The following is a 22657-nucleotide window of genomic DNA, read 5'->3' on the forward strand; positions in this document are numbered from 1 at the left end:
TGACTGCCAGCACGGCCCGTTGTGCTTCCAAACTGCTCATGCCAGACCAACGAATCAGCGAGCGGAAAGCCACGAGTTAAAGATCTGCACGCCCTTAGGCGGGCTTCACCTTCGCCGACCAGGTCAGTGAGCAGGACGGCACCGTCTACGGCTACTATGAGCGCTCTCTGACCCACAAGTACCCTAGATGTCTATATGAGCACATTCGCAGAGGGATATTCGATAAAGGTGTTGATGAAGGGACACTTGGTCAGTGATCGACATCAACGCCGACAGGGGTTCGAGGCTGATGGGTCAGCTTGAGCAGACCGTCGGGTTTGTCGGGAACGTCGTGGGGCCGGAGTTCGTGGGAACGTACCTCCATGGCTCCTCCGTGCTCGGTGGTCTTTGCCGCCAGTGACCTGGACGTCCTCGCCGTGACACAGGTGAGTCTTGGAGAGCGAAAGCGGCGGACGCTGGTCGAGGGCCTGCTGGAGATCTGCGGCCTGACGCCCGGTGTCCGGCCGGTTGAGCTCACTGTTGTTGTCCAATCGGAGGTCCGCCCTTGGCGGTTCCCTCCGATCGGGGACTATCTCTGCGGCGAGTGGCTGTGCGAGGACTTCAGGGCCCGCGCCACTTCGCAGCCCCTGCCGATGTCTGACCTGGCCCTTGTGCGCACGATGGTCCTTGCCGGTGACCGTCCCCTGACAGGGCCGCGTCCTGCCGAGGTCCTTGACTCCGGGCCGCACGCCGACCTTGGGCGGGTGTCGCGGGTATCCCCGAGCTCCTGGCCGAGCTGGACGGGGACACCCGAAACGTCCTGCTGACGCTGGCCCGCATCTGGGCCACCCTCGTCACGGGGGAGATCAGACCGAAAGACGCAGCCGCTGACTGGGCCCTCGCCCGCCTGCTTGTGGAGCATCGCCCCGTCCTGGAGTACGCACGGGACCTGTACCGCACCTGCCGCTACGAGGACGAGGCATGGTGCGATGGGCTGAGGTCCCAGGTGCGGCCGCACGTCGACGACGTACTCATCCGTATCAACCCGCTGGTGGAGAAGGTGCTGGTCGGTGAAGAGGGGCATGCCGAGGTCGACCAGTTCCGGCCGGCCAGAGGATGTAGTCGCGTACGTCGGCGCCCTGTCCGGCCTGCCTGGCCGGTAGGCGACCGTTTTCTCTCAGCGGGTGGGCTGCACCCAGAAGGCATCGGACTCAAGGAGACGGTTCCGGTTATACCACTGCTGGCGGTAGTTGCCCTCTCTTGTGTTGGATGTGAGCGGGACCGTCCTGGTGGAGTAGTCCTTGTTGCGGAACGCGCCCTCATAGGTGGAGGCGAAGGGGTACTCGTCGCAGCTGGGCCGGGGGCTGTTCCCGCACGCCGCCCTGCGGTTGCGGTTGTTGAGTCTGTCGTCCCGGGTGATCGTGAGGGCCGGGCCTCGCCCTTTGAGTCCCCATGCTTGGATGAGTCGACTCTGCGCCTGGGTGATGTGCTTGGCCACCGGGCCGTAGACGCTGTGGCTGCGGGAAATGAAGTACGTCGGCTTGACGTCCGGGTAGACGCAACCGCCCTTTTCCTGCGGGCTGATCCGGGGCGTGTTGTCGCAACGGACGTGCAGATCGGGGCCGACGGGTTGCGCGTCCACGTTCGCCGCGTTCGGCGCGGTGAGGGCCACGTAGGTCTGCATCTTGTCCACCATGGTGACGTCGTGGGGCGAGGAGACCGTCATGGTGAACGTCTTGGAGATGTTGGGCGGCAGCGGTTGCGGGTACTGGCGGTTGAAGGTGCAGGCGCCGCACTTCAGGTCCGCACTGCCCACGATCGCGAGCGCCATGGGGCCTTGCGGATCGGTGATCTTCAGGGCGATGCTGTGCTGCCACTTGTGGCGGTTGCGCGGATCGAGCCTGACCTTGATGTTCACATGGAGCCGAGCGCGTCCCTCGATCTTTCCCGTTGCTTCGTTCTGGAGTTCTACGGGCCACTCGTTCCGATAGCAATGGGACGTACGGTTGATCTTGGCAGTCCTGGCCGCGCAGGACACTGGCTTCGGATTGTTCGGGTCGGCAGCGAGCAGGGCGTTGTCCGCCCTGAGCGGCGCGGCGGTGACAGGTGCTGTGAGCTGAACGCTGACCTTCTGGGTAGCGGCACTTCCGGCACTGGCTTCCGTCGCGGCGCCGGCCGGCAAGGCCAGCGTCACCACCGCGGTGGCCGCGGCCAGCGTCATACCTCTGTACATCTTTTCCCCCTCAGTCCTCAACAGGCGCCGCTTCGTCTGCGGTTCGTCTGCGATGGAAGAGAGGGTGCCAGTGAGGGGACTGCCGGGGTACTCGTTCGCCCTGTCCCGGACACGTCCGACTCTGTCAGGGCTGGTGAGCGGATCTGTCCCGGACAGCGCGGACCGGTCGGGGGAGGGGAATCCGGGTGAGTGGAGCGACGGGGCGGTGCCGATGCTGGGTGCGGCGATGGGCTTTCATGCGGTACGCCGCTGTGGCTCCCCTGCCGACCGGCAGTTCAAGCAGCGAGCCCTGTCCCGGCTCGCAGCCCAGCACGTGAAGATTGAACGACTCCGCCAGCAAGTGGCCGGGACTGGGAACGTCCAACGGCTACGTGGGTCGGGGAACCGCACTGCACCTTGCGGCACGTGCAGTTGAGGCGGACCGGCCCGCAATCATGGAACGGACAACGATTCGGCAGCGTCACCGAGCCGCCCACCGTCCAGATCACCCGTGGCGTTCAACTCCACCTCCTCGACCTACTCGACACCGACATCACACGAACCCGCTGGCCGCAGACCTAAAAGGACGACCCGCGAAGTCCGGGTCTAGTTGTGCTTCAGGGGGACGGGATACAGCCAGGATCTGGAACGGGGCCAGGCCGGAGTACATTGATCGCGGTGCGGCGGCTGCCGTGCCGGAACTACACCTCCTTGAGAGCTTCGGCGGCGATCTCCCGTAGACGCTGGTTGCCGGCGTCCTTGGCGAAGAACGGTGCGCGGTCCCGGGACACGACCTCGCCGGGTTCCGGAACTGCCGGACTCAACGGCTGAACGGGGTCGCTTTTCTCCAGGCGGCGGCGGTGCCGCGTAGCAGAGCCGCGCCGTCGCCGTCGGCGCAAGCGGCGAGTCCGTCCCGGTGGGGCGCCGGTGGTGGGACGATGGCCCCCTTCGTCCAGGTTGCCAGGAGGGGACATGCCGACTGACGTCCGCGCGCGGCTCGCCGAGTTGGGGCTGGGACTGCCCGAGGTGAGCGCCCCCAAAGGCGCCTACGTGCCCGCCGTGCGCAGCGGCAGATTCGTCTTCGTCGCCGGCCAGATTCCGCTCACCGGTGGGAAGCTGACGGCGACCGGCCGGGTCGGTGCGGAGGTGTCGCCGGAACGGGCGCGAGAGCTGAGCAGGCAGTGCGCGCTGGCGGCGCTGGCCGCCGCGGGCTCGGTCGCCCCGCTGGAGGCGGTGGTCCGAGCGGTGAAGGTGGTGGGGTACGTGGCCTCGGCGCCCGGTTTCCTCGGGCAGGCCACGGTGGTGGAAGGGGCCGGTGAACTGCTCGCCGAGGTGTTCGGGTCGGCGGGCCGCCCGGTGGGCAGTGCGGTCGGCATGGATGTCCTGCCGCTGGACGCGCCGGTGGAGATCGAGGTCGTGCTGGAGGTCGATGAGGAGGGTGGACGGTAGCGGTCCGTCTCCGGTCAGGCGATGGGGACAGCCGTGCCGGTCACCTCGATGCCGCCGGTCGGGTCCGCCGGGATGCCCACCGTGAGCAGACTCGGCCGACCCATGTCGACGCCCTGGTGGATGGTCAGCACCGCGGGCGGGTCGACGAGACCCAGGTCGCGGAGATACCCGCCGAGGGCCGCCGCCGCGGCACCGGTGGCCGGGTCCTCGACGACGCCACCGGGCGGGAAGGGATTGCGGGCGTGGAACACGGTGTCCGTCTCGCGGTGCACCAGGGCGACGGTGGCCCAGTCCCGGCGGGCCATGAGGGCGCCGAGCGCGGGCATGTCGTAGTCGAGGTCGGCGAGGCGCGCGCGGTCGGCCGACGCGATGACCGGGTGCCAGGCGCCCGCGTAGGCGGCGCGCGGCGGCAGGGCCGGGGCCAGGTCGGTCGCGGACCAGCGCAGCGCGTCCAGCAGTTCGGCTAGATCGGAGTCGGTGATCTCCGCGGTCCGGGGCTCGACGCTCACCAGGGTGGCCACCAGGGAGCCGTCGGGGCGGGTCGAGGTGGTCACCGGGACCGGACCGGCCATGGTGTGCAGCAGCAGGTCGCCGACGCCGTGTCGGTCGGCGTGGGCGACGGCGGTGGCGATGGTCGCATGGCCGCAGAAGGACACTTCGGCCTTCGGGCTGAAGTAGCGGACGTCGAGCGTGCCGTCCGGGCGGGGGGTGGCGAAGGCCGTCTCCGAGTACCCGACCTCCGCCGCGACGGCGCCCATCGTCGCCTCGTCCATGCCCGAGGCGTCCAATACCACGCCCGCCGGGTTGCCGCCGGCCGGATCGACACTGAACGCCACATACCGCAAGATGTCCATTGACACAACGTATCGACTCGGTCACTGAGACGTCAAAAACCGTGGCCAGTTGACGACACATCAAGTCCGTTCATTCGAAGGCGCGGTGCTCAGGCCCAGGTCAGCAGGCGGCCCGAGGAGGTGAGTCCCACCGCGAACCCCAGTGCGATCCTGCGGCCGCCCCGGCTGGGCCGCACCGCGTGGAACCAGCGCGGGTCGATCAGCAGGGCTTCGCCGAACCGCGGGGAGATCTCCAGGGACTCGGCGCCACGGACCACCGTCTCGTCGTACCCGTAGGAGGCGGGTCGCCTGTGGGCCTCGTCCTCGGGACGCCATCGGTGCCGCCACAGGACCGTCTCGCCACCCGACGGCGGCACGGCGAGGTAGAGGTTGAAGGCGAACTGGCCGATCAGGGGCGTGTCCAGCAGATCGCCTGCGTACTCGCGCAGCGCGTCGTCGAAGTGGACCAGGAAGCCCTGATTGGGTTCCCGGGCGACGCCGTCGCCCAGCTCGCGTCCGCCCCTGCGGCCGACCTCCACGCCACCGGGCCAGTCGGCGCCGAGCCCCTCCCGGCAGACGAGGAACGGGTCGAAGGACAGGCCGAGCCCCTTCCAGGCCGCGCGATGCCCCTCCAGGGCCTTCCAGTAGGCGTCGGCGACCCCGCCGTCCGCCATGTGGTCGCTGACGCCCACGCCGAACCGCATGACCTGCGGCTGCACACGGGCGCTGCCGTAGGAGTCGAAGGCCCGCTCCTCCAGGGCGGTGAGCACTTCTTCGCACCGCTCGCGAGGCAGGAAGCCGGGCACCCGGATCGCCGCGTGCCGTCCTGCGGCGAGGCCGGCGAGCAGATCGTGGGTGAAGGCGGACGCGGTGGCGACACGGAAAAAGGGGTCGTGCGACGGTGTCGCCGCCAAGCCCTGGACGGAGTTCCCTGATGCCATTCGTGAGCCCCCTGGCACGTGTGGACGACGGTGGCGAGACCGCGACGCCTAACCCGGATGCGCTCCGCTGGTGGTACGGAACGCGGTCTTCGCGTCGAATTCGAGTGCCTGGCGCCCGGCCTCCAGCGCCTCCATCGCGATGCGCCGCCCGAACTCCGCCTGCATCTCCTCCAGCTCGCTGCCCGGCGGGCCCCATGTCAGGGCCTGCTCGTCGTCGGTGTCAGGGGGAAGAGAAGTCATCGACGGACCTCCGCGCGCTTCGGTAGGGGACGCGTCACACAGGGTGAGGCACTGTCAGGCTACGCGCAAGCCCACCACCCCGAAGGAAAATCGACCCAACTCCCTTGCGAGAAACGGGTTTCAGGTCGGCATCTCCCGCACAGCCGTCTCCAGCAGCCCTCGGGCCTGCACCGACAGAGGGTGTTCGGTGTTCACCACCCGGTCCAGATCGTGCACCAGGGCGCGCAGTTCGTTCACCGCTTCGGGGGTACGACCGCGTATTCCCAGGAGTACGAGGACGAAGGTGAAGCGCAGTCGCATCACGAGGTTGGAGTCCACCGGCTGGGAGGCGTCCCGCAGGGCCTCGCGGATGACCTGCTCCGCCTCGTCCCCGCGGTCCTGGCGCAGCAGCGCGTGGGTCAGGGTCTCCTGCACGCGGAGGGTTTCGGGGGTGGCGGGCGGCCAGTGGTTGCGGCGGCTGATGCTGAGGATCTTCCGCGCCTCCGCCTCGGCCTCCTGGTGGGATCCGAGGGCCACCATCGTACGGGCCAGGGTGTGGCGCACCACGAGGGTGTCGTAGTGCTCGGGGCCGCGCACCTCGTTCTCCGCCTCGACGATGGAACGCAGCATGACCTCGGCCTCGCGCTCCCGGCCGGACTGCTCGTTGATGGTGCGGGCGAGCTTGTGCCGACTGGCCAGGGTGTCGGCATGGTCCTCGCCGAGGATCCGGGTCCGCGCCCGCACCACCAGGGCCAGCACCTCCTCGGCCTGGGGCAACTGCTCCCGGTCGAGGTGGATGCGCCCCTGCTCATGGCGCAGGCCGAGGATCTCGCGGTCGTCGCTGTCGAAGCCGTAGCAGGTGCAGCGTTCGACGAGCGGGACGACGAGGTCGTAGGCGGGTCCGAGCAGTCCGGTGGCGATGAGGTAGCGAGCGGTCAGCCGGGCCAGTTCCAGGGCCTCGGTGCGCACCGTGCGGTCGGAGAGCTTGAGGTCGCCGAGCAGGCAGGCCCGGGACACCTCAAGGGCGTGCGGGCTGAGCGCCTCCCACAGGGGCCAGTTGGCGGGGTGGTCGGGGTTGCAGTGCAGGGTGACGGACCGGAGCATGCGTACGGCCAGGCCGTAGTGGTCGGCCGGGCGCCGCTGCACCTCCTCGTCCTCGCGCAGGACGCCGTGCACGACGGGGTGCAGTGTCAGCAGGCCGGCCAGTCTGCGGTCGGTGACACCCTCGCGTTCGTAGGCGTCGACCAGGCCCAGCTCCTCCAGGCCGGCCAGGGCCGCGCTGATGCTCGCGGGGGTGGCACCGGGGAAGAGCGGAGACTGGGCGAGCACGGTGTCGGTGAGCAGGCAGCGGTAGGGGACGGGGGCGATGCTGAGGCAGGCGAGGACCTTCAGCAGGGCGGGAGCCTGCGGAAGCTCGTGCTGGGTGAGCAGGTCCAGGCCGATCCCGCAGACCTTCTCCACGATCTCCTTGCCGAGGAGTTCGCTCAGATGCGGTCCGTCCTGGTCGGCGACGGCGTCCTCGCGCGGGGCGACGGTACGGCGGAACGCCTCGAAGTCCCTGATGTCACTGTCCAGGGAAACCTTGCTCTGATGGACGGTCTTGATCACGTCAGCGGCCTGGCGAAGGGCGAGCGGCAACCCGCCGAGCTGCCGCGACAGCTTTCGTGCCTCCTCGTTGGTGCCACCGAGGCCGCCCGTGCGCTCCAGCAGCATGGAGGCGCCGTCGTCCTCGTCGAGCGGCAGCACCTGGTGGATGTACGCGGCGTCGCCCCAGGCGGACCTGCTGCGCACCCGGCTGGTGACGATCACGGTGCCCTGCGCGTTGCGCGGGGTGCGCAGCCAACTGCTGCCGCCGACGACGGGACCGTCGCGGGGGCCCAGCCGCTCGGGGTCGTCGGCGTTGTCGAAGACCAGCAGCCAGGGATCCGGGCAGGCGTCCAGGAGGGTCCAGACCAGGTCCATGGCCGTGCCCACGAGCCAGGCCCGTTCCACGGTGATCGACGGAGCGCCGAGATCGCGGGCGATCATGCGCATCCGGAGGTTGAGTTCGGGCGCGGACACCCACCAGACGCGGTGCCCGGCGCGCCGGGCGCGGTCGGCCGCCTCCAGGGCGATGCGGCTCTTGCCCGACCCGCCCAGGCCCGCCACGACGTGGACGTTCCTGCGGGCCTGTCCGGACAGGAGGTGAGCGACCAGCCTGCGCCGGTCCTCACCCTTCAACTGGCCGTCCTCCAGTTGCGCGTACGGCGGCGGCGGGAAAGGGGCGAGGTCCGGGTCCTCGACGGCCGTGGTGTCGGTCCTGCCCGGCGCGCCGTCGGCGGGGATGCCCGGCCGGGGGACGACGAGGGGACGGGCGTCCGTCGGCGCGGGGAGGGCGTCTGCCGGCTCGGGGGCGTCCCGTGCGGCCTCCAGTACGGCCGCGCGGACGGCGAGGTAGGAGGCGGAGGTACGGTCGGCGGGCTGGACGATGGAGAAGTGGTCCGCGGTGATCACCCCGCCCTTGGGGAAGACACCCCGGGCGACGACGGGCGGCACGATCTCGTCGGAGGTCCCGCCGTAGGCCCGCACGGGTATGGGGCACTCCTGGTCGCTGTGGCCTCTGGCGTGCACGACCGCGCTGAGGACGGTTCGCTGAGCCTCCGTCACTGCTCGGTCGAACGGCCTGAGCTGCTGCTCCTGCGGGTTGCGCCAGATCTTGAGCCACTTGCGGACAGTGAGGAAGAAGCCCGAACCGGTGTTGGGGCAGGCGAACATGGTGAAGTTCTTGATACGGGCCAGGTCGGCGCCCTCGCCGTGCCACAGCTTGCGAGCCAGGAAGCGCTGGACGACCAGGCCGCCCTGGCTGTGGGTGACGAGCACGATCCGCTCGGCGTCCGGGAGCCGGGTCTCCAGGAAGGTCCCGAGCTGGTCGGCGATGTCGTCGGTCTCGGCGACCCGGCGGTCCGGGCGGAGCCGGACGAGCGGGGAGTCGTACTCGAAGGGGTGGACGTCGACCCGGTCGGCCAGTTCAGGATCGGTACGGATGAGCGTGGCGAACGTGTCCCACACCTTCGCGGAGGAGAACAGACCGTGCACGAGCACGAGGTGGACGCGCATCGACGCCATCACGAACCTCCGCGGTCGGAAGGAGTGTTGCGGCAGAAGGAAATCGATCGGAGGTGAAGCAGCAGCCTGTTCAATGATGCACGAGGCGCCCGTGAGGTCCCTAGACCCGTACTTCGCGGGCCGATGATCCGTATGGAGAGACCTGACCGGGGACGACGGGGCCGGGGCGGCGCTGGTCCGGGCGCGTCGATGGCTTCCCGGTCCCCGCGGCCAGGGCCCGAGGGGCAACTCCTGAAGCGTGGTGACGTCCGTGGCGGAGCAGTGCCCGGATGCTGCGCTGTTGCTGCGGAGTTTCTGTGCCCGCTCGACGTGGCCGGGTTCGTCGACGACCTGTGCCGGTCCACCGCAAGCCCGCCCCTGACGCCTGGCCAGGTCATCGAGGCTCTGATCGTGAACGGGCCCACCTCGCCGATGCCGCTGTTCAGGGTCGGCGACTGGGGCCCGTCTCAGCCGCGGGTGTTCGGGATCGAGCCGGCCTGCCGGTCATCAAATACGGGCACGTTCCACGCGCGTCAGAGGTTCCTCCGTTGTTCCTCGGGTCGCAGCCGGCGTCGATCCACGGTAGATCGTGTGCTACGCGCTACCGCGTTCCTGGACCGGGGGCACCGTCGGCCGGCCGTGGTGCGGAAGCCGGCGGTCATGCTGCGCGCGTACGTGCCGTGACTGCGGTCCGAGTCAGCGTGTACAGGTTCCAGGAGTCCGGGTCGCCGATGTATACGTACAGCGTCGGTCGGTCCGGCGTTCCTCCCACGCTCCAGTCCGCCATGCTGCATCCGTCGAACGACAGCGTGATCGCCTGGGCCCACGGGCTGTCGCCGGCGTCTTACTTCCAACTGCCCGCAGCGGTGCAGTCCCGCACCACGTCATTGAAGTCGTCGTCGAGGGAATAGGTGTTGACACCTGTCGCGGTGACCGTGCCGTCCGGGGCGAAGACGAGCGTGCCGCCCTGCCTGTCGGTCCATGTGCCGACGATCCGTTCCCCACTCAGCCGCGGTGGCCGGTACTCCTCGATCAGGCCGCTGTACACGGCAATGCTGCCAAGGAGCACGGTCGTGACGACGGCGAGCGTCCCGTACAGCGCGATCCGGCCGAACATCGCACCACCCGTGACAGACCGGCGGTCCTGCAGGAGGAGCCGCGGCCGACTGCGAGCTGAGCAGCTCGAGGGGCCGGTTTCTCAAGATTGAGAGACCGGCCCCTGGGTGTTTCCAGCTAGGCCAGAAGGCGTCTGGCCTGTTGTGCGCGGAAGGGTTGCTGGTTCAGCGGACGTGGACCGTTGCCACCTCAGAGCTGTGCAGGCGTACGGGGTGGTTGTCGTGCTTGCTGGTCAGGCCGTACAGCACCGCCCGGAATTTCAGGTCGCCGCGGCGCGCAGCAGTGCCCCGTGCGGTGACCCGCGCGTCGCCCTTGGCCGGAGCGCTGCAGTTTTCCTGGTGCCACCCCTCGCCGTAGCCGTTCTCCTCCAGGCACAGCTGATGCAGGTAGCCGGCGCTGTCGTCGTCGCCCTGCGCCTTGATCGTGATGGTCTTGCCGGCATGTGCCGTGCGCGGCGCCGTGATGTCGACAGTGCCCTTGGCGAACGCCGGCACGGCGGCCAGAGTCACTGCGGCCAGACCCATCGCACCGATCACTGCCACACGGCTGCCCCGTGCCTTCAGTCCGGCCTTCTTCGTCCTGGTCATGGACTTCCCTCTCGCGGGTCTCTCCGCCTGGTGAGACCCGTCCCCTTTGGTGAAGGCGCCCGGTGCGCCTTGCTGATCTCCTAGATGGACTGGTTTTTGCGCCCGTTGCGCTTCGCCCGGCGCTGTTACGGATCCACGACAAAACCCGTGCGTCATGCCTGACCCCCTCAACGGTCGCCAAATCGCTTCTCGGGAACGGCACGTGCTGACCTGCGCGGTCCGAAGAGGGGTACGGACACCGGTCGGGGGGCGGGCTGCACACGTGCTGGACAGGCAGGCCGCCGGCCGGACACGCCAGTCGAGCCGCAAGGTGCTGTGGTCGGTGTCCGAGCTGCGCGAGTGAGGGCGGAATTCGGTGATCCGGGCGTTCGGGCCTTGTCCCCGACCGTCGAAGGGGCGGGTGCCACGAAGCGGCTCCTGCCTTTCCCGCGGGTGTCATGCCGTTTCCCCGCCGGTGTCATGCCGACGAGTTCTCGGCCGGGTGAGCTCCCGCAGGCGACGACCGGCGGCCCCTGCCTCCGGACGCGGCCGGTGCTCCCCGCCGCCTGTGGAGCGGAAACCGGAAGACTTCGTACCTCAGGAGGGGACTTGCGTTCGGACACGAAACATCCGTCCTTTACTATTTTCGCGACCGTCTTCTTCACCGAACCCACGCAGAATCAAGGGGGCTTGTCGTCTGTGGCCACCCACGCGACCCCGGTCCGGGGCGGAGGACAACGCCGTGCGCCCAAGGGCAGTCGCCGCACCCCGCCGAAAGGACTGCTGCCGGCGCCCCCGGACGACCGGGAGAAGTACGGCTACGTCAAGCGCCACACCTGGGTGCTGACGTCGACTTCGTTCGCGGGCTTCGTCTGCGTGATACTGAGCCAGCTCGACACGGCCCGGCACAGCGCCTGGATCTGGATCTTCGCGCCCACGCTGCTGCTCGCCGCCTGCGGCTTCCTCATATCGATGCGGCTCGAACTCTTCACACCCAACTTCGACCTCAAGGCGCACCGCAGGATGGTGCGCGGATGGCAGCCGCTCCACCACCCGAGCGTGGACGTCTTCCTGCCGGTCTGCGGTGAGCCCATCGAGGTGCTGCACAACACCTGGACCCATGTCCGTACCCTGGCCGGCCACTATCCCGGCCGGGTCGACGTCCTGGTGCTCGACGACGGGGACAGTTCCGAGGCCCGCGCCATGGCGGCGGACTTCGGCTTCCGGTACCTGGTGCGGCCCAACCGGGGCTGGTTCAAGAAGGCGGGCAACCTGCGCCACGGCTTCGAGAACTCCTCCGGTGACGTGATCCTCATCCTCGACGCGGACTTCGCCCCCCGTAACGATCTGCTGCACGAGCTCCTGCCGTACCTGGAGGCCGATCCGCGCTGCGCGATCGTCCAGTCACCGCAGTACTTCCGGGTCCTGGACCAGCAGAACTGGATCGAACGCGGGGCGGGAGCCGTACAGGAGCTGTTCTACCGCTCGGTCCAGGTCTCCCGGCAGCGCAGCGACGGCTCGATCTGCGTGGGCTCCTGTGCGGTGTACCGGCGCAGCGCGCTGGAGGAGATCGGCGGCACCAGCCTGATCGAGCATTCCGAGGACATGCACACCGGGTTCGACCTGCGGGCCCGTGGCTGGGACCTCTGCTACGTGCCGCTCGCGCTGTCCACCGGTGTCTGCCCGGACACTGTCGGCGCCTACTACAACCAGCAGTACCGCTGGTGCATGGCGTCGATGAGCATGCTGGGCAGCCTGAAGGACTTCTGGCGGGTACGCATGCGGTTCGCGAGCCGCCTCTGCTACATCTCCGGCTTCATCTACTACATCGAGACCGCGCTGCTCACCTTCACCGCCCCGCTGATCGCGCTCACCCTGCTGATCCGCTACCCGGACCAGCTCCAGGCCACCAACATGTGGATGGTGCTGCCCAGCGTCCTGTACCTGACGGTGGTCTACCCGCTGTGGCACCGCAACCCCTACCGGCTGGAGGCGTGGGCGACCCGGGTGATGTACGGCTGGGCCCACGTCTTCGCGATCTGGGACGTGCTGCGGCGCCGCCCGATGGGCTGGCAGCCCACCGGGGCGAGCGGCGCGAAGAAGAACAAGACCCGCCGGTTCTGGGCCGGGATGTGGCTGTGGAGCGCGCCCACCGCGGTCCTCTGGCCAGTCCTCGCCGTGTGGCGGATGACCGGCCCCAACCCCGCGGACTACGCGCTCATGCTCGCCTCCGGCCTGTTCTACGCCGTCGCCGTGGGACGCGTCCTGATACAGCCCCAAGAGGTGGCCCCGAACCGGTCCCAGGAGGTGGCCGCGTGACCCGGCCCCGGATATCCGCCCTGCTGGCCGTGGTGACCACGCTGCTCCTGGCGGGCTGCGCGGCCGCCGGACCCGCCCCGATCGGCGCCGGCGGCAACGGCGCGCAACCGGCGCAGTCACTCGCCGGCGGCGGCACCACGTACGCGCCCGTCCAGCCGTACGACATCACACGGCTGTTGCACCCCAGCGCGAAGTACTTCGGCGCCACCTTCGACGACGTCCCCCGAAACCTCGGTGCTGCGCGGCAGTACGCCGAGACGGTGGGCCGAGAGCCCACCCTGCTGGAGTACTACCTCGGTTGGGGCGACGAGCTACAGGCCGACCAGACGCGTGCCGTCTGGCAGAACGGCCAACTGCCGTACATCTCCTGGGAGCCCTACAAGGCGACGCTCGCGCAGATCGCCGACGGGAGCCAGGACGCGTACATCACCGAGACCGCACAGACGCTGCGCAACCTGAACATCCCCGTGGCGATCAGCCTCGGTCACGAGATGAACGGCGGCTGGTACCCGTGGGGTACCGACAAGTCGAACGCCGCCGACTTCGTGCGGGCCTGGCGGCACGTGCACGACCTGTTCCAGGACCAGGGTGTCTCCACGGTGATCTGGGTGTGGAGCCCCAACGTCATCAACCCGGTGCCCGACGTGCGGCTGAAGCCGTACTACCCGGGCGACGGCTACGTCGACTGGATCGGCGTCGTCGGCTACTACGCGCTGACCGGACCCCACGACTTCAACTCGCTGTTCGGGCCCACCTTCACCGAGATCCGCGCCTTCACCCAGCGGCCCTTCCTGCTCGCGGAGACCGGCGCCCAGCCCAGCTCCAGGAAGGCCGCGCAGATCACCGAGCTGCTCGGCACGGTGGCCGAACGATCCGATCTGCTGGGCTTCATCTGGTTCAACCTCGACAAGGAGACCGACTGGCGGGTCGACAGCAGCCCCGAGGCGCTCGCCGCCTTCCGTGCGGGCGGTCGCAACAAGAAGTACGACCTCGACCCGGCGGAGCTGCGATGAGCGACACCGACGAGCGCGCAGGAAAAGACAGCCCCATCGACTGGTTCGGCACACGCGCCAGGCGCATCCCGCCCCAGCCGAACGGCAGCGCCGAGCCGCTGAGTTCGCGCACCATGCAGCTGCGCGTCCTGCCTCCGGTGCCTGCCGACCCCGACCCCGGCTACTCCTTCGTCGAACCCCCGCTGCCTGGCTGGACCCTGCCGCCGGTGGCCGGCATGGGGTGGGCCGCCGACGCCGGTCGCCGGCGCCGCCTGATCAGCCGCGGACTGCTCCTGGTGGTCCTGGTGCTCCAGGCCGCGCTCTCGCTACGGCTGAGCAACGCGGCCTTCGAGGACGAGGCGCTCTACCTCTACGCCGGTCACGTGGAAATCGGGCATCTCTTCTACGGACAGTCCGACTACGGCGGTTTTGACACCTACTTCTCCGGCGCCCCGGTGCTCTACCCGGTACTGGCCGCCGCGGTCGACTCGGTCCTCGGTCTCGCCGGGGCACGCGCGATGAGCCTGCTGTTCATGCTCACCGCCACCTGCTGTCTGTACGGGGTGACCCGGCGCCTGTTCAACGAGCGCGCAGGTCTGTGCGCAGCCCTCCTGTTCGCGGTGTCGATGCCCACGCTGTTCCTCGGCAACTTCGCCACCTACGACGCGCCGGCGGTCTGTCTGCTCGCCGTCAGCGCCTGGCTGCTGGTCGTCGTGGCGCCCCGGCACTGGGCGCTCGTGGCCGCCGTCGGTCCGGTCGCCGCGCTGGCGGTCGCCGTCAAGTACGCCTCCGCGCTGTTCCTGCCGACGCTCACCCTGTTGCTGGTGCTCGCCGCCTACCGCCACCACGGGACGCGCCAGGCGCTGCTGCGGGGGGTTCTCTTCGCGGCCGCCGCCATCGCCACCCTGGTCACGGGACTGCTCGCGAGCGGCTACCTCAGCGCCGTCCAGTCCACCACCACCGCTCGCACCCACGGCACCACACCGGCCTGGCAGATCCTTGAGGACACCGGCCGATGGGCCGGGCTGCCGGTGGCGGTCGCAGTAATCGGTACGGTGCTGTACGCCCGCACGGCACGCCTGAGTGAAGTACCGGGGTGGCGGCAGGCGGTGCCCGGACGACGCTGGCGGACCTGCGCCGGCGTACTGCTGACCGGGACCGCACTGCTCGCGCCCGCCTACCAGATCCATCTCCAGACCGAGACGTCCCTGCAGAAGCACATCGGTTTCGGTCTGTTCTTCGCCGCGCCGATGGCCGGCGTCGGGGTGACCCGGCTGATGGGCGCGCACTTCAAGTTCCCGCAGTGGGCGATCGCGATCGGCGTGCTGGCGCTGACTCTGGGCATGAACCAGTCCGCCACGTACTACGGCAGCTGGCCGGATACCCGCTACCTGATCCCACAGCTCTCCTACACCGTGCGGCCGGGGCAGCACTGGCTGGGTGACCCGAAGGAAGGGCCCGTCTACTACCTCAGCAGGAACCGCCTGACGTCGTATCAGGACTGGCTGTCCTTCTTCTACATCGACTACACCACGTCCGACGGCCGCCACCTGACGGGCGTTCCCGGCTACCGGGCGGCGATCGACGCGGGCTACTTCGACGGCGTGGTCCTCAACTACGCGGGCGGCCTCGCCCCCGCGGAACAAGCCGTCCGCGAGGAGATGCGCAAGACCGGCCGCTATCGCCTCACCAGTTCCCTGCCCTACCAGACCTCCACCGGCACCGGCCACTTCGAGATCTGGGTCCGCCAGCCGACGAAGTGATGACGCCTCCGCAGTGTTCGACCGCCACACCCCGGGGCCGAGGTGCCTCCCGAAGCCGTGAACATCACCTCCTCGCACGGCCGTGCGACGCCCGGAGCCGTGTCGAAACGACGACGTGACGCGCGTACAAAACCAGTGATCGCCCCGCCGACACGAGCGGTGTGACGCACCACCGGTTCTGGCGAAGGTGACGCGAGGGCCCACCCGAGTTGAGGCTGCGACTGCGAGGGGGCGTCCGTCCCAGCGGATGCCCCCTCACTGCGGACGCGCGTTCGTTGCGTTCGGCGGCCAGGACGTGTCGGTGGCGCGGTGGGGCAGACGGCTGACCCTCCATTGGGCCTATGTCACCGGAGCCGTCCATCCGAAGATCACCGATAACGGGAAGCTCGGTGACGACGGAAGGAACTCGTGGAGTGAGGAGACGCTGGAAGTCGGCGGCGAGCGGAACAAAGCCGGGCGTTCGCCCGGCGGCCGGGGCGTCGCGTGAGCACAACACCCACCCCGAGGACACGGCATGGCGGATCCACGCCGCGGTGGCGGACTGGACTGGAAAATTCGACGCCAAAGCATCGTTCGCGCTGACCATCGAATCCGCCATCCTGGTCGCCATCACCGCGCTGTCCGGAGGCGGAAGAAGACTCGGAAAGATCGACGGGTTTGCGGTCTGGGTCTTCTACCTCGGCGTGGTGGCACTGGCCACCGGGGCCCTCTTCGCCATCACCGTCGTCTCTCCCCGGCTGCGCAAATCAGAGATCCACCCGGGGAGTAACGACAACTTCATGTTCTTCGGACACATTCGCCATTGGGATCCCGCCGGCCTGGAGACGGCCCTGCGCGAGCAGGACGTGCTCCCCCTGCTGTCCAGACAGCTCGTCATCATGAGCGAAATCGCCTGGACCAAGCACGAGAGGGTGAAGAAGTCGTTCGCGTTCGCCGTCCTCGGTGCGGTGTTGGTGGCGTTGGCGGGCATCTTCGGTTGAACGCGCTCAGCCAATTGGAGGGGCATCCGGTACCCCGCGACACGGAAACGGAGACGGCCCCGCGCAGACGAGTACGCGGGCCCCCGCTGGCGGGTGGGGCCGTCAATCAGTACTACCCAGTTCCGGTGGTGTTCGGGGTCGCGGGCGTCGGCCTGGTCGAACGCGGCGGCGATGACCGTCCACGAGGTCAGCAACCAGTCGACCGGCTACTGCCCGGGTGATGGGAACGTCTTTTCGAACGCGGACGATCCAGGCGGGCCCTGATCTCGTCTGCCACAGGACAGACTGCCACCAGCCCGGCCGACCGGCTTCGGACCTCGGCTGCCCGGCCGTGTTCAGTAAGTCTTGGGCATGCCAAGGATCTGATGAGTCAGAAATGTCCACTGCGTCTTGAGATCTCACCCGCCATGCATGCCTACCTTCGCTGGCGTAACACCAACGGCCGACACCCACGTGTGTTCGCCGCGGGAAGGCGAGGAACGCGCGTGCATCCGCGGCGAGAGGGGCATCCGCTGGGGCGGACGCCCTGTTGCCGGGGCGGTCCGAAGCCGCTGGTGAGCCTCTGCCCGGTGTGTCAGAAGGGCAGGCCCTGGAGGTCCACACTGACAGTGGGCTGGGGCAGGTCGGCCAGGTCGTACGTCATGGTGCTCAGCGGGCAGGGTCGGGGGCCGACGGGCTGTGGGAAGGTGACCGGTACAGGCATGTGGCGCCAGCCGAGCTGTGTGCAGAACGGAACCAGTTCCGGGCGGCAGAGCAGCATCACCGTTTCGGCCCCGGCCTCCCGTGCGTGTTCGATCGCGACGCTGATCATGGTCCTGGCGATGCCCCGGCTCCGATGGGCAGGGTGCACCAGCACGCTGCCCAGCCCGGCGACGGAACGCGGTGCCCCGTCGAATGCCATCTCCCGTAGCAGCAACCCCGCGGAAGCCACCAGCCGGCTGTCACGGAGAGCCGTGAGCGTGTGTTCCTTGTCCGACCAGACCAGGCCGAGCCCGTTGATCCCGAAGGGGTCAGGCCGGCCGTCGCAGAGTGCGGCGGTGTCCTTTGGGTCGCCCGGTCCGGGCGCGTAGTGCAGTCGGAGGTCTGAATCACCGCCCTGCACCGCGGACGCTTTCGAGGCCGGGTACTCGGTGGGATCGAACCGGTACCGCACACAGTGCAGGCCGCTGGACTGGACGGTCCCGGCTTCCTGGGCACCCAGGCGGTGCAGCACCGCGATCGAGGCCGTGTTGCCAGGCAGGACGAACGCGAAGACGGCTGGGAGCTTGAGCTGGCGAAATGCCAGGTCCAGGCAGGCACGGCCTGCCTCCGCCGCGATACCGCGGCCCTGTGCCCGCGGATGGATGGCGAAGCCGAGGTCGACCCCGTACCTGGCCCGATTGCGCAGTCCCACCCGTCCGAGGAAGGCATGGCTGGTTGCGTCCCTGACCGCGAAGTCGCCGTAGCCGTTCCTGGCCCAATGTGCGACGTGATCGTCGCACATGGCCTCGGCTGCGGACCGGCTGTCCGCCCGGCCGGTCGCCAGCCACCGCATCACACTGTCCTGACTGACCACAGCCTTGAACAGATCGTTACTGTCCTCGCGGCGGATCGGCTCCATCACCAGCCGCTGAGTGCGCAAAACAGGTCCATGTAACCGAGTCACTCTGCAACTCCCCTCAGTCAATGGGAGGGAAGCATACGCGCAACCCCTTTGGAGCGATCTGGCCCCGGTGGATGGGCCTGTCCGGTCACAGCACCAGGCGGCCACGACCTGGACGTCAACTTCCTTGCAGTGAACAATGAGGCCGGTCCGGACATCGGCGATCACCGTGATGGTCGGGAAGACGAGGTGGCTCCTCGTCCCGACTCGATCCTCCTGAGTGTCTCCGGTGAGACACGTGCGTCGAGCGCGGTATCGAGCATCGAATGTTCTCCCCTGGCTCGACGTAGGAGGGCGTCGAGGCACTGTTCGCGTTCGGCCTCTGGGGGAGTGAGCGGCAGTCCGACCACGACACCGATTCTAATACCGGTATAGTATTGCCGGTATAGTTATTGGTTGCGTGAGAAGGACGCGGCATGATCGAGATCCTGAACCCCACCCGGCTGACCCGAGCAAAGGACACCGGCGCCCTGGTCGCAGACATCCTGCAGACACTGAAGGGCCGTAGTACGGTCGGCACGAACCTCCTGGATATCGACCGGTGGGCCAAGTCCATGATCGCCGAGGCGGGAGCGTCGTCCTGCTACGTCGACTACGCGCCATCCTTCGGACGCGGCCCGTTCGGCCACTACATCTGCACGGCCGTCAACGACGCCGTGCTCCACGGACGGCCCTACGACTACACGCTCGCCGACGGCGATCTGCTCACACTCGACCTTGCCGTCTCCCAACGCGGAGTCGCTGCAGACGCCGCCATCAGCTTCATCGTGGGCGACGCGCAGCCCCCGGAGAGCGTCGCGATGATCAGTGCAACCGAACGCGCACTGGCCGCAGGGATCGCCGTCGCCGGCCCCGGAGCGCGCATCGGTGACATCTCCCATGCCATCGGCACCGTCCTCAGCCAGGCCGGATACGCGATCAACACCGAGTTCGGAGGGCACGGCATCGGATCAACGATGCACCAGGACCCCCACGTTTCGAACACCGGACGGCCCGGCCGTGGGTACAAACTGCGCCCCGGGCTGCTGCTGGCACTGGAGCCGTGGGTCATGGCGGACACCGCCAAATTGGTCACCGATGCCGACGGGTGGACGCTGCGAAGCGCGACCGGCTGTCGGACGGCACACAGTGAGCACACGATCGCCATCACCGAGGACGGAGCCGAAATCCTCACGTTGCCGAAACCATCGCAGCCATAAGATCGCCCCCCCATGGTCCTCTTCCAGTTGCAGTGAGCACGTACAGCATCGGAGCGGCCGGTATCACTCGTGCTCCGATGTTGGGCAGAGCCTCGCGTGAAACTGGCTGAATACTCTGGGCGTGGGCGAGACCCGCGCCTGCGGCAGCAGGGCCTGCGCCGCCGTGGCCGCTCACCGGCGTTGTACCAGCTGGGCCGAGGCCGCCGACTACCCCGTCGACCTCTCCGCCGGAACACTGCATGTATTCGTCACAGCCGACGGCGCCCTGGCACTGACCGGCCACGCCGCCATCGCCGCCCTGGACGCCCTCCGCCTCCCCTGCACCGAGGAGACTGGCGGCTGACCCCAGACATCGGAGGTAACGGCACCAACCGAACCGGCGTGTCAGGCATCGACGCCTGCCGAAGCCGGCGCGTGGCCGTGGCCGCCGGGCCGGTGCGAACCCCGGAGACCGCCTCGGACGGATACCGCCGCGCGCTCGCCGCACACCAGGAGAAGGCGCCGCAGATAGGGCGGTGCGGCGAGGGGCTGAGCGCTGTGGGCCGGGGCTTGTGAGTGAGCGCTTCGATTGGTCCAATAGGCCAACCGAGGCGCTCACACTCACTTGCCCCGGGGGGCTTGCTGTTTTGTGCAGCTGTGCTCGGGCTCCACGGGGAGCCATAGTTCGGCGTCAGCCTCGGTCTTGTCCGGCGACAGGCGGGTGCGCAGGACCTCAGGACCGATGCGGCTGCGGTACGGGTTCGACGGGAACCACTCCGTGAAGACGTCCCGCCACAGTTCCTGGATGGTCTGCGGCACTGGCCCGGAGGTGGTGAAGACCGCCCAGGTGCCGGCCGGGACGGCCAACGTGGTCGTGCCCTCGGGAGCGGCCGCGGAGGTGATCACGCCGTGGTGATAGTCGAGTTCGGTGCCCTCGGCACGGCTGGGGTCCAGGTCGTCGCAGACTGCGACGATGCCGTGCGGCTCCTGGTCCGACAGCTTCTCCAGGCGCTCCAGGGTCTCCGGGGCGACCCCGCGGACAAAGTCGGTGATCGCCTGGTTCGGCCCCGAGTGCACCAGCGGTATCCGGGTCTTGAGCCCGACGACGGTGAAGTCCGCCTTGTCCACAACGCGGTATCGCATGTTGCTACTCCCTTCAATGGTGAGGCGGAAGGCCATCCGGGACTGGGAGCTGAGTTCGGCACCGGTGCGCCGGGCGTCACCCGGTCCGATGCCGTGCATCGCACGGAACGCCCGCGCGAATGCCTCGCCGGAGCTGTAGCCGTAGCGCACCGCGATCTCCAACAGCGTCTCACGCCCCGCGAGTACTTCGGCGCCCGCGAGGGTGAGCCGACGGCGTCGGATGTACTCCGACAGCGGTATGCCCGCGAGCGCGGAGAACATACGGCGCAGGTGGTACTCCGAGGTGGCTGCGATGCGTGCCAGCTCTTCCACCTCGATGTCCTGGTCGAGATGGCGCTCGATGTGTTCCATGGCCTGGTTCAGCCGCTCCAGCATGCCCGTCTCCTTCCTCTTGACGACCACCACGCTAGGCAGTACTTGCCATGCCGGACCCGACATCTTGTGCCCGATCAAGTCGGTGCACGAGGCAGCCCGGAAGGCCGAGCGGCAGGTCATCCGCCCGACTCGGTCTCCCCTTGAAGAGCACCAGCCGATTGCCACCTCCGGTCGGGCCACGCCGGTCACTCAGACTGGCCAACTCAGGCGCTCAGAGGCTCGCTGAATTGTGGCTCCGTCTACAGGCCGCCCGGCTGTCCGTCGCTTACGTCATCAACCGGCTCACCCGGCCACCTGTTCGTCCTGGACATCGTCTGGTTCGGCTGAACCGGCCCCGTCGACGAGGGGCTCCGTCCCCGGCATGTCAGTGACACTGTTGGCGAGCTTGTACAGGCCGGGCGAGCCCTGGTGGTGGCCATCGCGGCGGGGGAGCGACAGTCCTGCAACGGCTTCGTACTCCTCCTCCCCGGGTTCGAAGTCTTCCAGGAAGTAGCTGTTGTGGAAACACGAAGCACTGACCGCCGGCGCCGACCCACTGCATGAGTCCCCTGCCGGTCAGGCGATCACGGCAGGCATTTCGTCATTGTGGCCGAAGATCATCAGCGCGCCGTGCCTCGGGGCGGCCAGTTGCACTCGATCGGTCTCACAACTGCGGTGGGACCGACCGGCCGAGAAACGCGGCAAGGCGATCAATGGCCGGAGCGGTCTCCTCGACGGGGCGCGGCTCGGCGAATCTTCCGGTTCGGGACTGGGCGGAGAGTTGGGCCTGAGCGAACGCCAGGGCCTGCTCGGCAAGGTCTTCGGGCAGCCGGGCAGGGATTTGGGTGGCCTGGGCGAGGTCCCATCCGTGAGCGAGCAGATCGTACAGACGGATCTGCAAGCGCTCGGCGCCCGTGGCGCTCCCCAAGGGTCCGCGATAACGTCGCTTGAGCACCCCAGGGCCGGAGAAAGCTGCCAACAGTGAAGCATTGGAGGACCGGTAGGCGCCGACCGGGTCGTCACCGAGGCGGTCTGCTCCGCGTTCGGGCATCGGGCCGCCTTCGATCATGGCTGCGAACACCAGGTCCATGCCGACCAGGTGGCTGACCACCTTGCGCACGTTCCATTCCGTGCACGGCGTCGGCTCCGTCCACTGCTCGGGGCGGACCTCGGCAAGCAGGTCGCCGACAGATTTGCATGCCCGTGCGAGATCTTCGACGGAAACGGTAGTCATCCGGGGAGACTACGGTGTCATCTGTCAGGGTGCCCACGGGATGTGCGTCGGTGCGGAGCCCTGCCGAAATCGGACGACCGGGCGAACGCTCAGCGTCGATGAATGGCAGCGGCCGCAGGTACCTGCTCCGCCGACCAAAATCTACGACGACGGACCCACCGTACTTGCGGGCACGCCCGCAGAAGACGCCGTGGGTTCCCGGTGAAAATCCCTCAGTCACGCTGAATCCACGGCCGACGTGCCGGCAAAGACGCTGACACCAGCCGCAAACGACCGGAGTCATGTGTGGCGACGTGCAGCGGGGTCGTGTTTCGCGACGGGCCGGGCGACCGCGTCGACGCCGGGGCGGGCGCAGCACTCCAGGGAGCGGACGGAGGCGGGGCGGGAGTGGGCCAGGAGCATGCGGATGGAAGTGGCGCCCTCGGCGTTGTGTGTGAGTGCGGAGTGCCTCAGCCGGTGGAGGGTCCAGCAGTTCAGGTCCTTGAGGGCGTCGGGAGGAGCCAGCGGGTTGGCCAGCAGTCGGGTGTTCTCCAACAGGGCCGGAAAACAGGGGCGCGGCGGGCTGTCCTGCCATGTGATGATCCTGCCGATGCGCCGGGGCTGCCGGCGCGTCAGTCGTGTTACCACACCCTTGGGGGTAGCAATGAGACTGT

The 22657-nt window shown here is 68.5% G+C and carries 20 protein-coding genes and 3 pseudogenes; 10 read left to right on the forward strand and 13 right to left on the reverse strand.

Annotated elements, in window-relative coordinates; translation table 11 throughout:
• Positions 1–253: 253 nt before the first annotated feature.
• A complete protein-coding gene (locus ACFY2B_RS41540) occupies positions 254–400 on the forward strand; it encodes a hypothetical protein (RefSeq protein WP_390768257.1) in 147 nt (48 codons plus the stop codon).
• Between the two features lie 354 nt (positions 401–754).
• Positions 755–997, forward strand: a pseudogene (locus ACFY2B_RS41545) (DUF4111 domain-containing protein); the annotation flags it as partial.
• 159 nt (positions 998–1156) lie between these two features.
• Here the strand turns inward: ACFY2B_RS41545 and ACFY2B_RS41550 are convergent.
• Entirely contained in the window at positions 1157–2200 is a 1044-nt protein-coding gene (locus tag ACFY2B_RS41550; RefSeq protein WP_390768258.1) for a NucA/NucB deoxyribonuclease domain-containing protein, read from the reverse strand.
• Between the two features lie 692 nt (positions 2201–2892).
• Positions 2893–3015 carry a hypothetical protein gene (locus tag ACFY2B_RS41555; protein ID WP_390768259.1) on the reverse strand — a complete coding sequence of 41 codons (123 nt, stop codon included), beginning with the start codon at positions 3013–3015 and terminating at the stop codon, positions 2893–2895.
• A 148-nt stretch (positions 3016–3163) separates the two neighbouring features.
• Between ACFY2B_RS41555 and ACFY2B_RS41560 the strand changes: the two genes are divergently transcribed.
• A complete protein-coding gene (locus ACFY2B_RS41560; protein WP_390768260.1) occupies positions 3164–3640 on the forward strand; it encodes a RidA family protein in 477 nt (158 codons plus the stop codon).
• A gap of 14 nt (positions 3641–3654) precedes the next feature.
• On the opposite strand, the gene ACFY2B_RS41565 is transcribed toward ACFY2B_RS41560, so the two are convergent.
• From ACFY2B_RS41565 to ACFY2B_RS41590, 6 genes are all read right to left on the reverse strand, one after another.
• The gene (locus ACFY2B_RS41565) at positions 3655–4494 is read right to left on the reverse strand and encodes a PhzF family phenazine biosynthesis protein (RefSeq protein ID WP_390768261.1); all 840 of its coding nucleotides are present in this window, start codon (positions 4492–4494) and stop codon (positions 3655–3657) included.
• Between the two features lie 89 nt (positions 4495–4583).
• Entirely contained in the window at positions 4584–5414 is an 831-nt protein-coding gene (locus tag ACFY2B_RS41570) for a 2OG-Fe(II) oxygenase (RefSeq protein ID WP_390768262.1), read from the reverse strand.
• A gap of 48 nt (positions 5415–5462) precedes the next feature.
• Positions 5463–5654, reverse strand: coding sequence for a hypothetical protein (locus ACFY2B_RS41575; protein ID WP_390768263.1), 192 nt, complete (start codon positions 5652–5654; stop codon positions 5463–5465).
• A gap of 120 nt (positions 5655–5774) precedes the next feature.
• Entirely contained in the window at positions 5775–8738 is a 2964-nt protein-coding gene (locus ACFY2B_RS41580) for an alpha/beta fold hydrolase (protein ID WP_390768264.1), read from the reverse strand.
• Between the two features lie 823 nt (positions 8739–9561).
• Positions 9562–9834, reverse strand: coding sequence for a hypothetical protein (locus ACFY2B_RS41585; RefSeq protein ID WP_390768265.1), 273 nt, complete (start codon positions 9832–9834; stop codon positions 9562–9564).
• Between the two features lie 163 nt (positions 9835–9997).
• Positions 9998–10420 (reverse strand): hypothetical protein, encoded by a 423-nt coding sequence (locus tag ACFY2B_RS41590; RefSeq protein ID WP_390768266.1) that lies wholly within the window; start codon positions 10418–10420, stop codon positions 9998–10000.
• Positions 10421–11098: 678 nt separating this feature from the next.
• Here ACFY2B_RS41590 and ACFY2B_RS41595 point away from each other — a divergent pair.
• From ACFY2B_RS41595 to ACFY2B_RS41615, 5 genes and pseudogenes are all read left to right on the forward strand, one after another.
• The gene (locus ACFY2B_RS41595) at positions 11099–12718 is read left to right on the forward strand and encodes a glycosyltransferase family 2 protein (protein WP_390768267.1); all 1620 of its coding nucleotides are present in this window, start codon (positions 11099–11101) and stop codon (positions 12716–12718) included.
• Positions 12715–13731 (forward strand): glycoside hydrolase family 26 protein, encoded by a 1017-nt coding sequence (locus ACFY2B_RS41600; protein WP_390768268.1) that lies wholly within the window; start codon positions 12715–12717, stop codon positions 13729–13731. Before ACFY2B_RS41595 ends, ACFY2B_RS41600 begins: the two co-directional genes overlap by 4 nt.
• On the forward strand, positions 13728–15473 hold the full coding sequence (locus ACFY2B_RS41605; RefSeq protein ID WP_390768269.1) for an ArnT family glycosyltransferase: 1746 nt from the start codon (positions 13728–13730) through the stop codon (positions 15471–15473). Before ACFY2B_RS41600 ends, ACFY2B_RS41605 begins: the two co-directional genes overlap by 4 nt.
• A 413-nt stretch (positions 15474–15886) precedes the next feature.
• Positions 15887–16453: a Pycsar system effector family protein gene (locus tag ACFY2B_RS41610; protein ID WP_390768270.1), complete on the forward strand. Its 567-nt coding sequence runs from the start codon at positions 15887–15889 to the stop codon at positions 16451–16453.
• A gap of 404 nt (positions 16454–16857) precedes the next feature.
• Positions 16858–17011 (forward strand): annotated as a pseudogene (locus tag ACFY2B_RS41615) (IS630 family transposase); the annotation flags it as partial.
• Between the two features lie 16 nt (positions 17012–17027).
• Here the strand turns inward: ACFY2B_RS41615 and ACFY2B_RS41620 are convergent.
• Entirely contained in the window at positions 17028–18074 is a 1047-nt protein-coding gene (locus ACFY2B_RS41620; RefSeq protein WP_390768302.1) for a GNAT family N-acetyltransferase, read from the reverse strand.
• Positions 18075–18248: 174 nt separating this feature from the next.
• Positions 18249–18445 (reverse strand): annotated as a pseudogene (locus ACFY2B_RS41625) (transcriptional regulator); the annotation flags it as partial.
• A 66-nt stretch (positions 18446–18511) separates the two neighbouring features.
• On the opposite strand from ACFY2B_RS41625, the gene map reads away from it, so the two are divergent.
• Both map and ACFY2B_RS41635 read left to right on the forward strand, forming a co-directional pair.
• The gene (map, locus tag ACFY2B_RS41630; protein WP_390768271.1) at positions 18512–19294 is read left to right on the forward strand and encodes a type I methionyl aminopeptidase; all 783 of its coding nucleotides are present in this window, start codon (positions 18512–18514) and stop codon (positions 19292–19294) included.
• Positions 19295–19415: 121 nt separating this feature from the next.
• On the forward strand, positions 19416–19637 hold the full coding sequence (locus ACFY2B_RS41635; RefSeq protein WP_390768272.1) for a hypothetical protein: 222 nt from the start codon (positions 19416–19418) through the stop codon (positions 19635–19637).
• A gap of 257 nt (positions 19638–19894) precedes the next feature.
• Here the strand turns inward: ACFY2B_RS41635 and ACFY2B_RS41640 are convergent, their stop codons facing one another.
• From ACFY2B_RS41640 to ACFY2B_RS41650, 3 genes are all read right to left on the reverse strand, one after another.
• Entirely contained in the window at positions 19895–20791 is an 897-nt protein-coding gene (locus ACFY2B_RS41640) for a GyrI-like domain-containing protein (RefSeq protein WP_390768273.1), read from the reverse strand.
• A 643-nt stretch (positions 20792–21434) separates the two neighbouring features.
• Positions 21435–22004, reverse strand: coding sequence for a TIGR03086 family metal-binding protein (locus tag ACFY2B_RS41645; protein ID WP_390768274.1), 570 nt, complete (start codon positions 22002–22004; stop codon positions 21435–21437).
• 279 nt (positions 22005–22283) lie between these two features.
• Positions 22284–22631, reverse strand: coding sequence for a hypothetical protein (locus ACFY2B_RS41650; protein WP_390768275.1), 348 nt, complete (start codon positions 22629–22631; stop codon positions 22284–22286).
• Between the last annotated feature and the right edge of the window lie 26 nt (positions 22632–22657).

Source organism: Streptomyces sp. NPDC001270, from assembly GCF_042896695.1.
GTDB lineage: Bacteria > Actinomycetota > Actinomycetes > Streptomycetales > Streptomycetaceae > Streptomyces.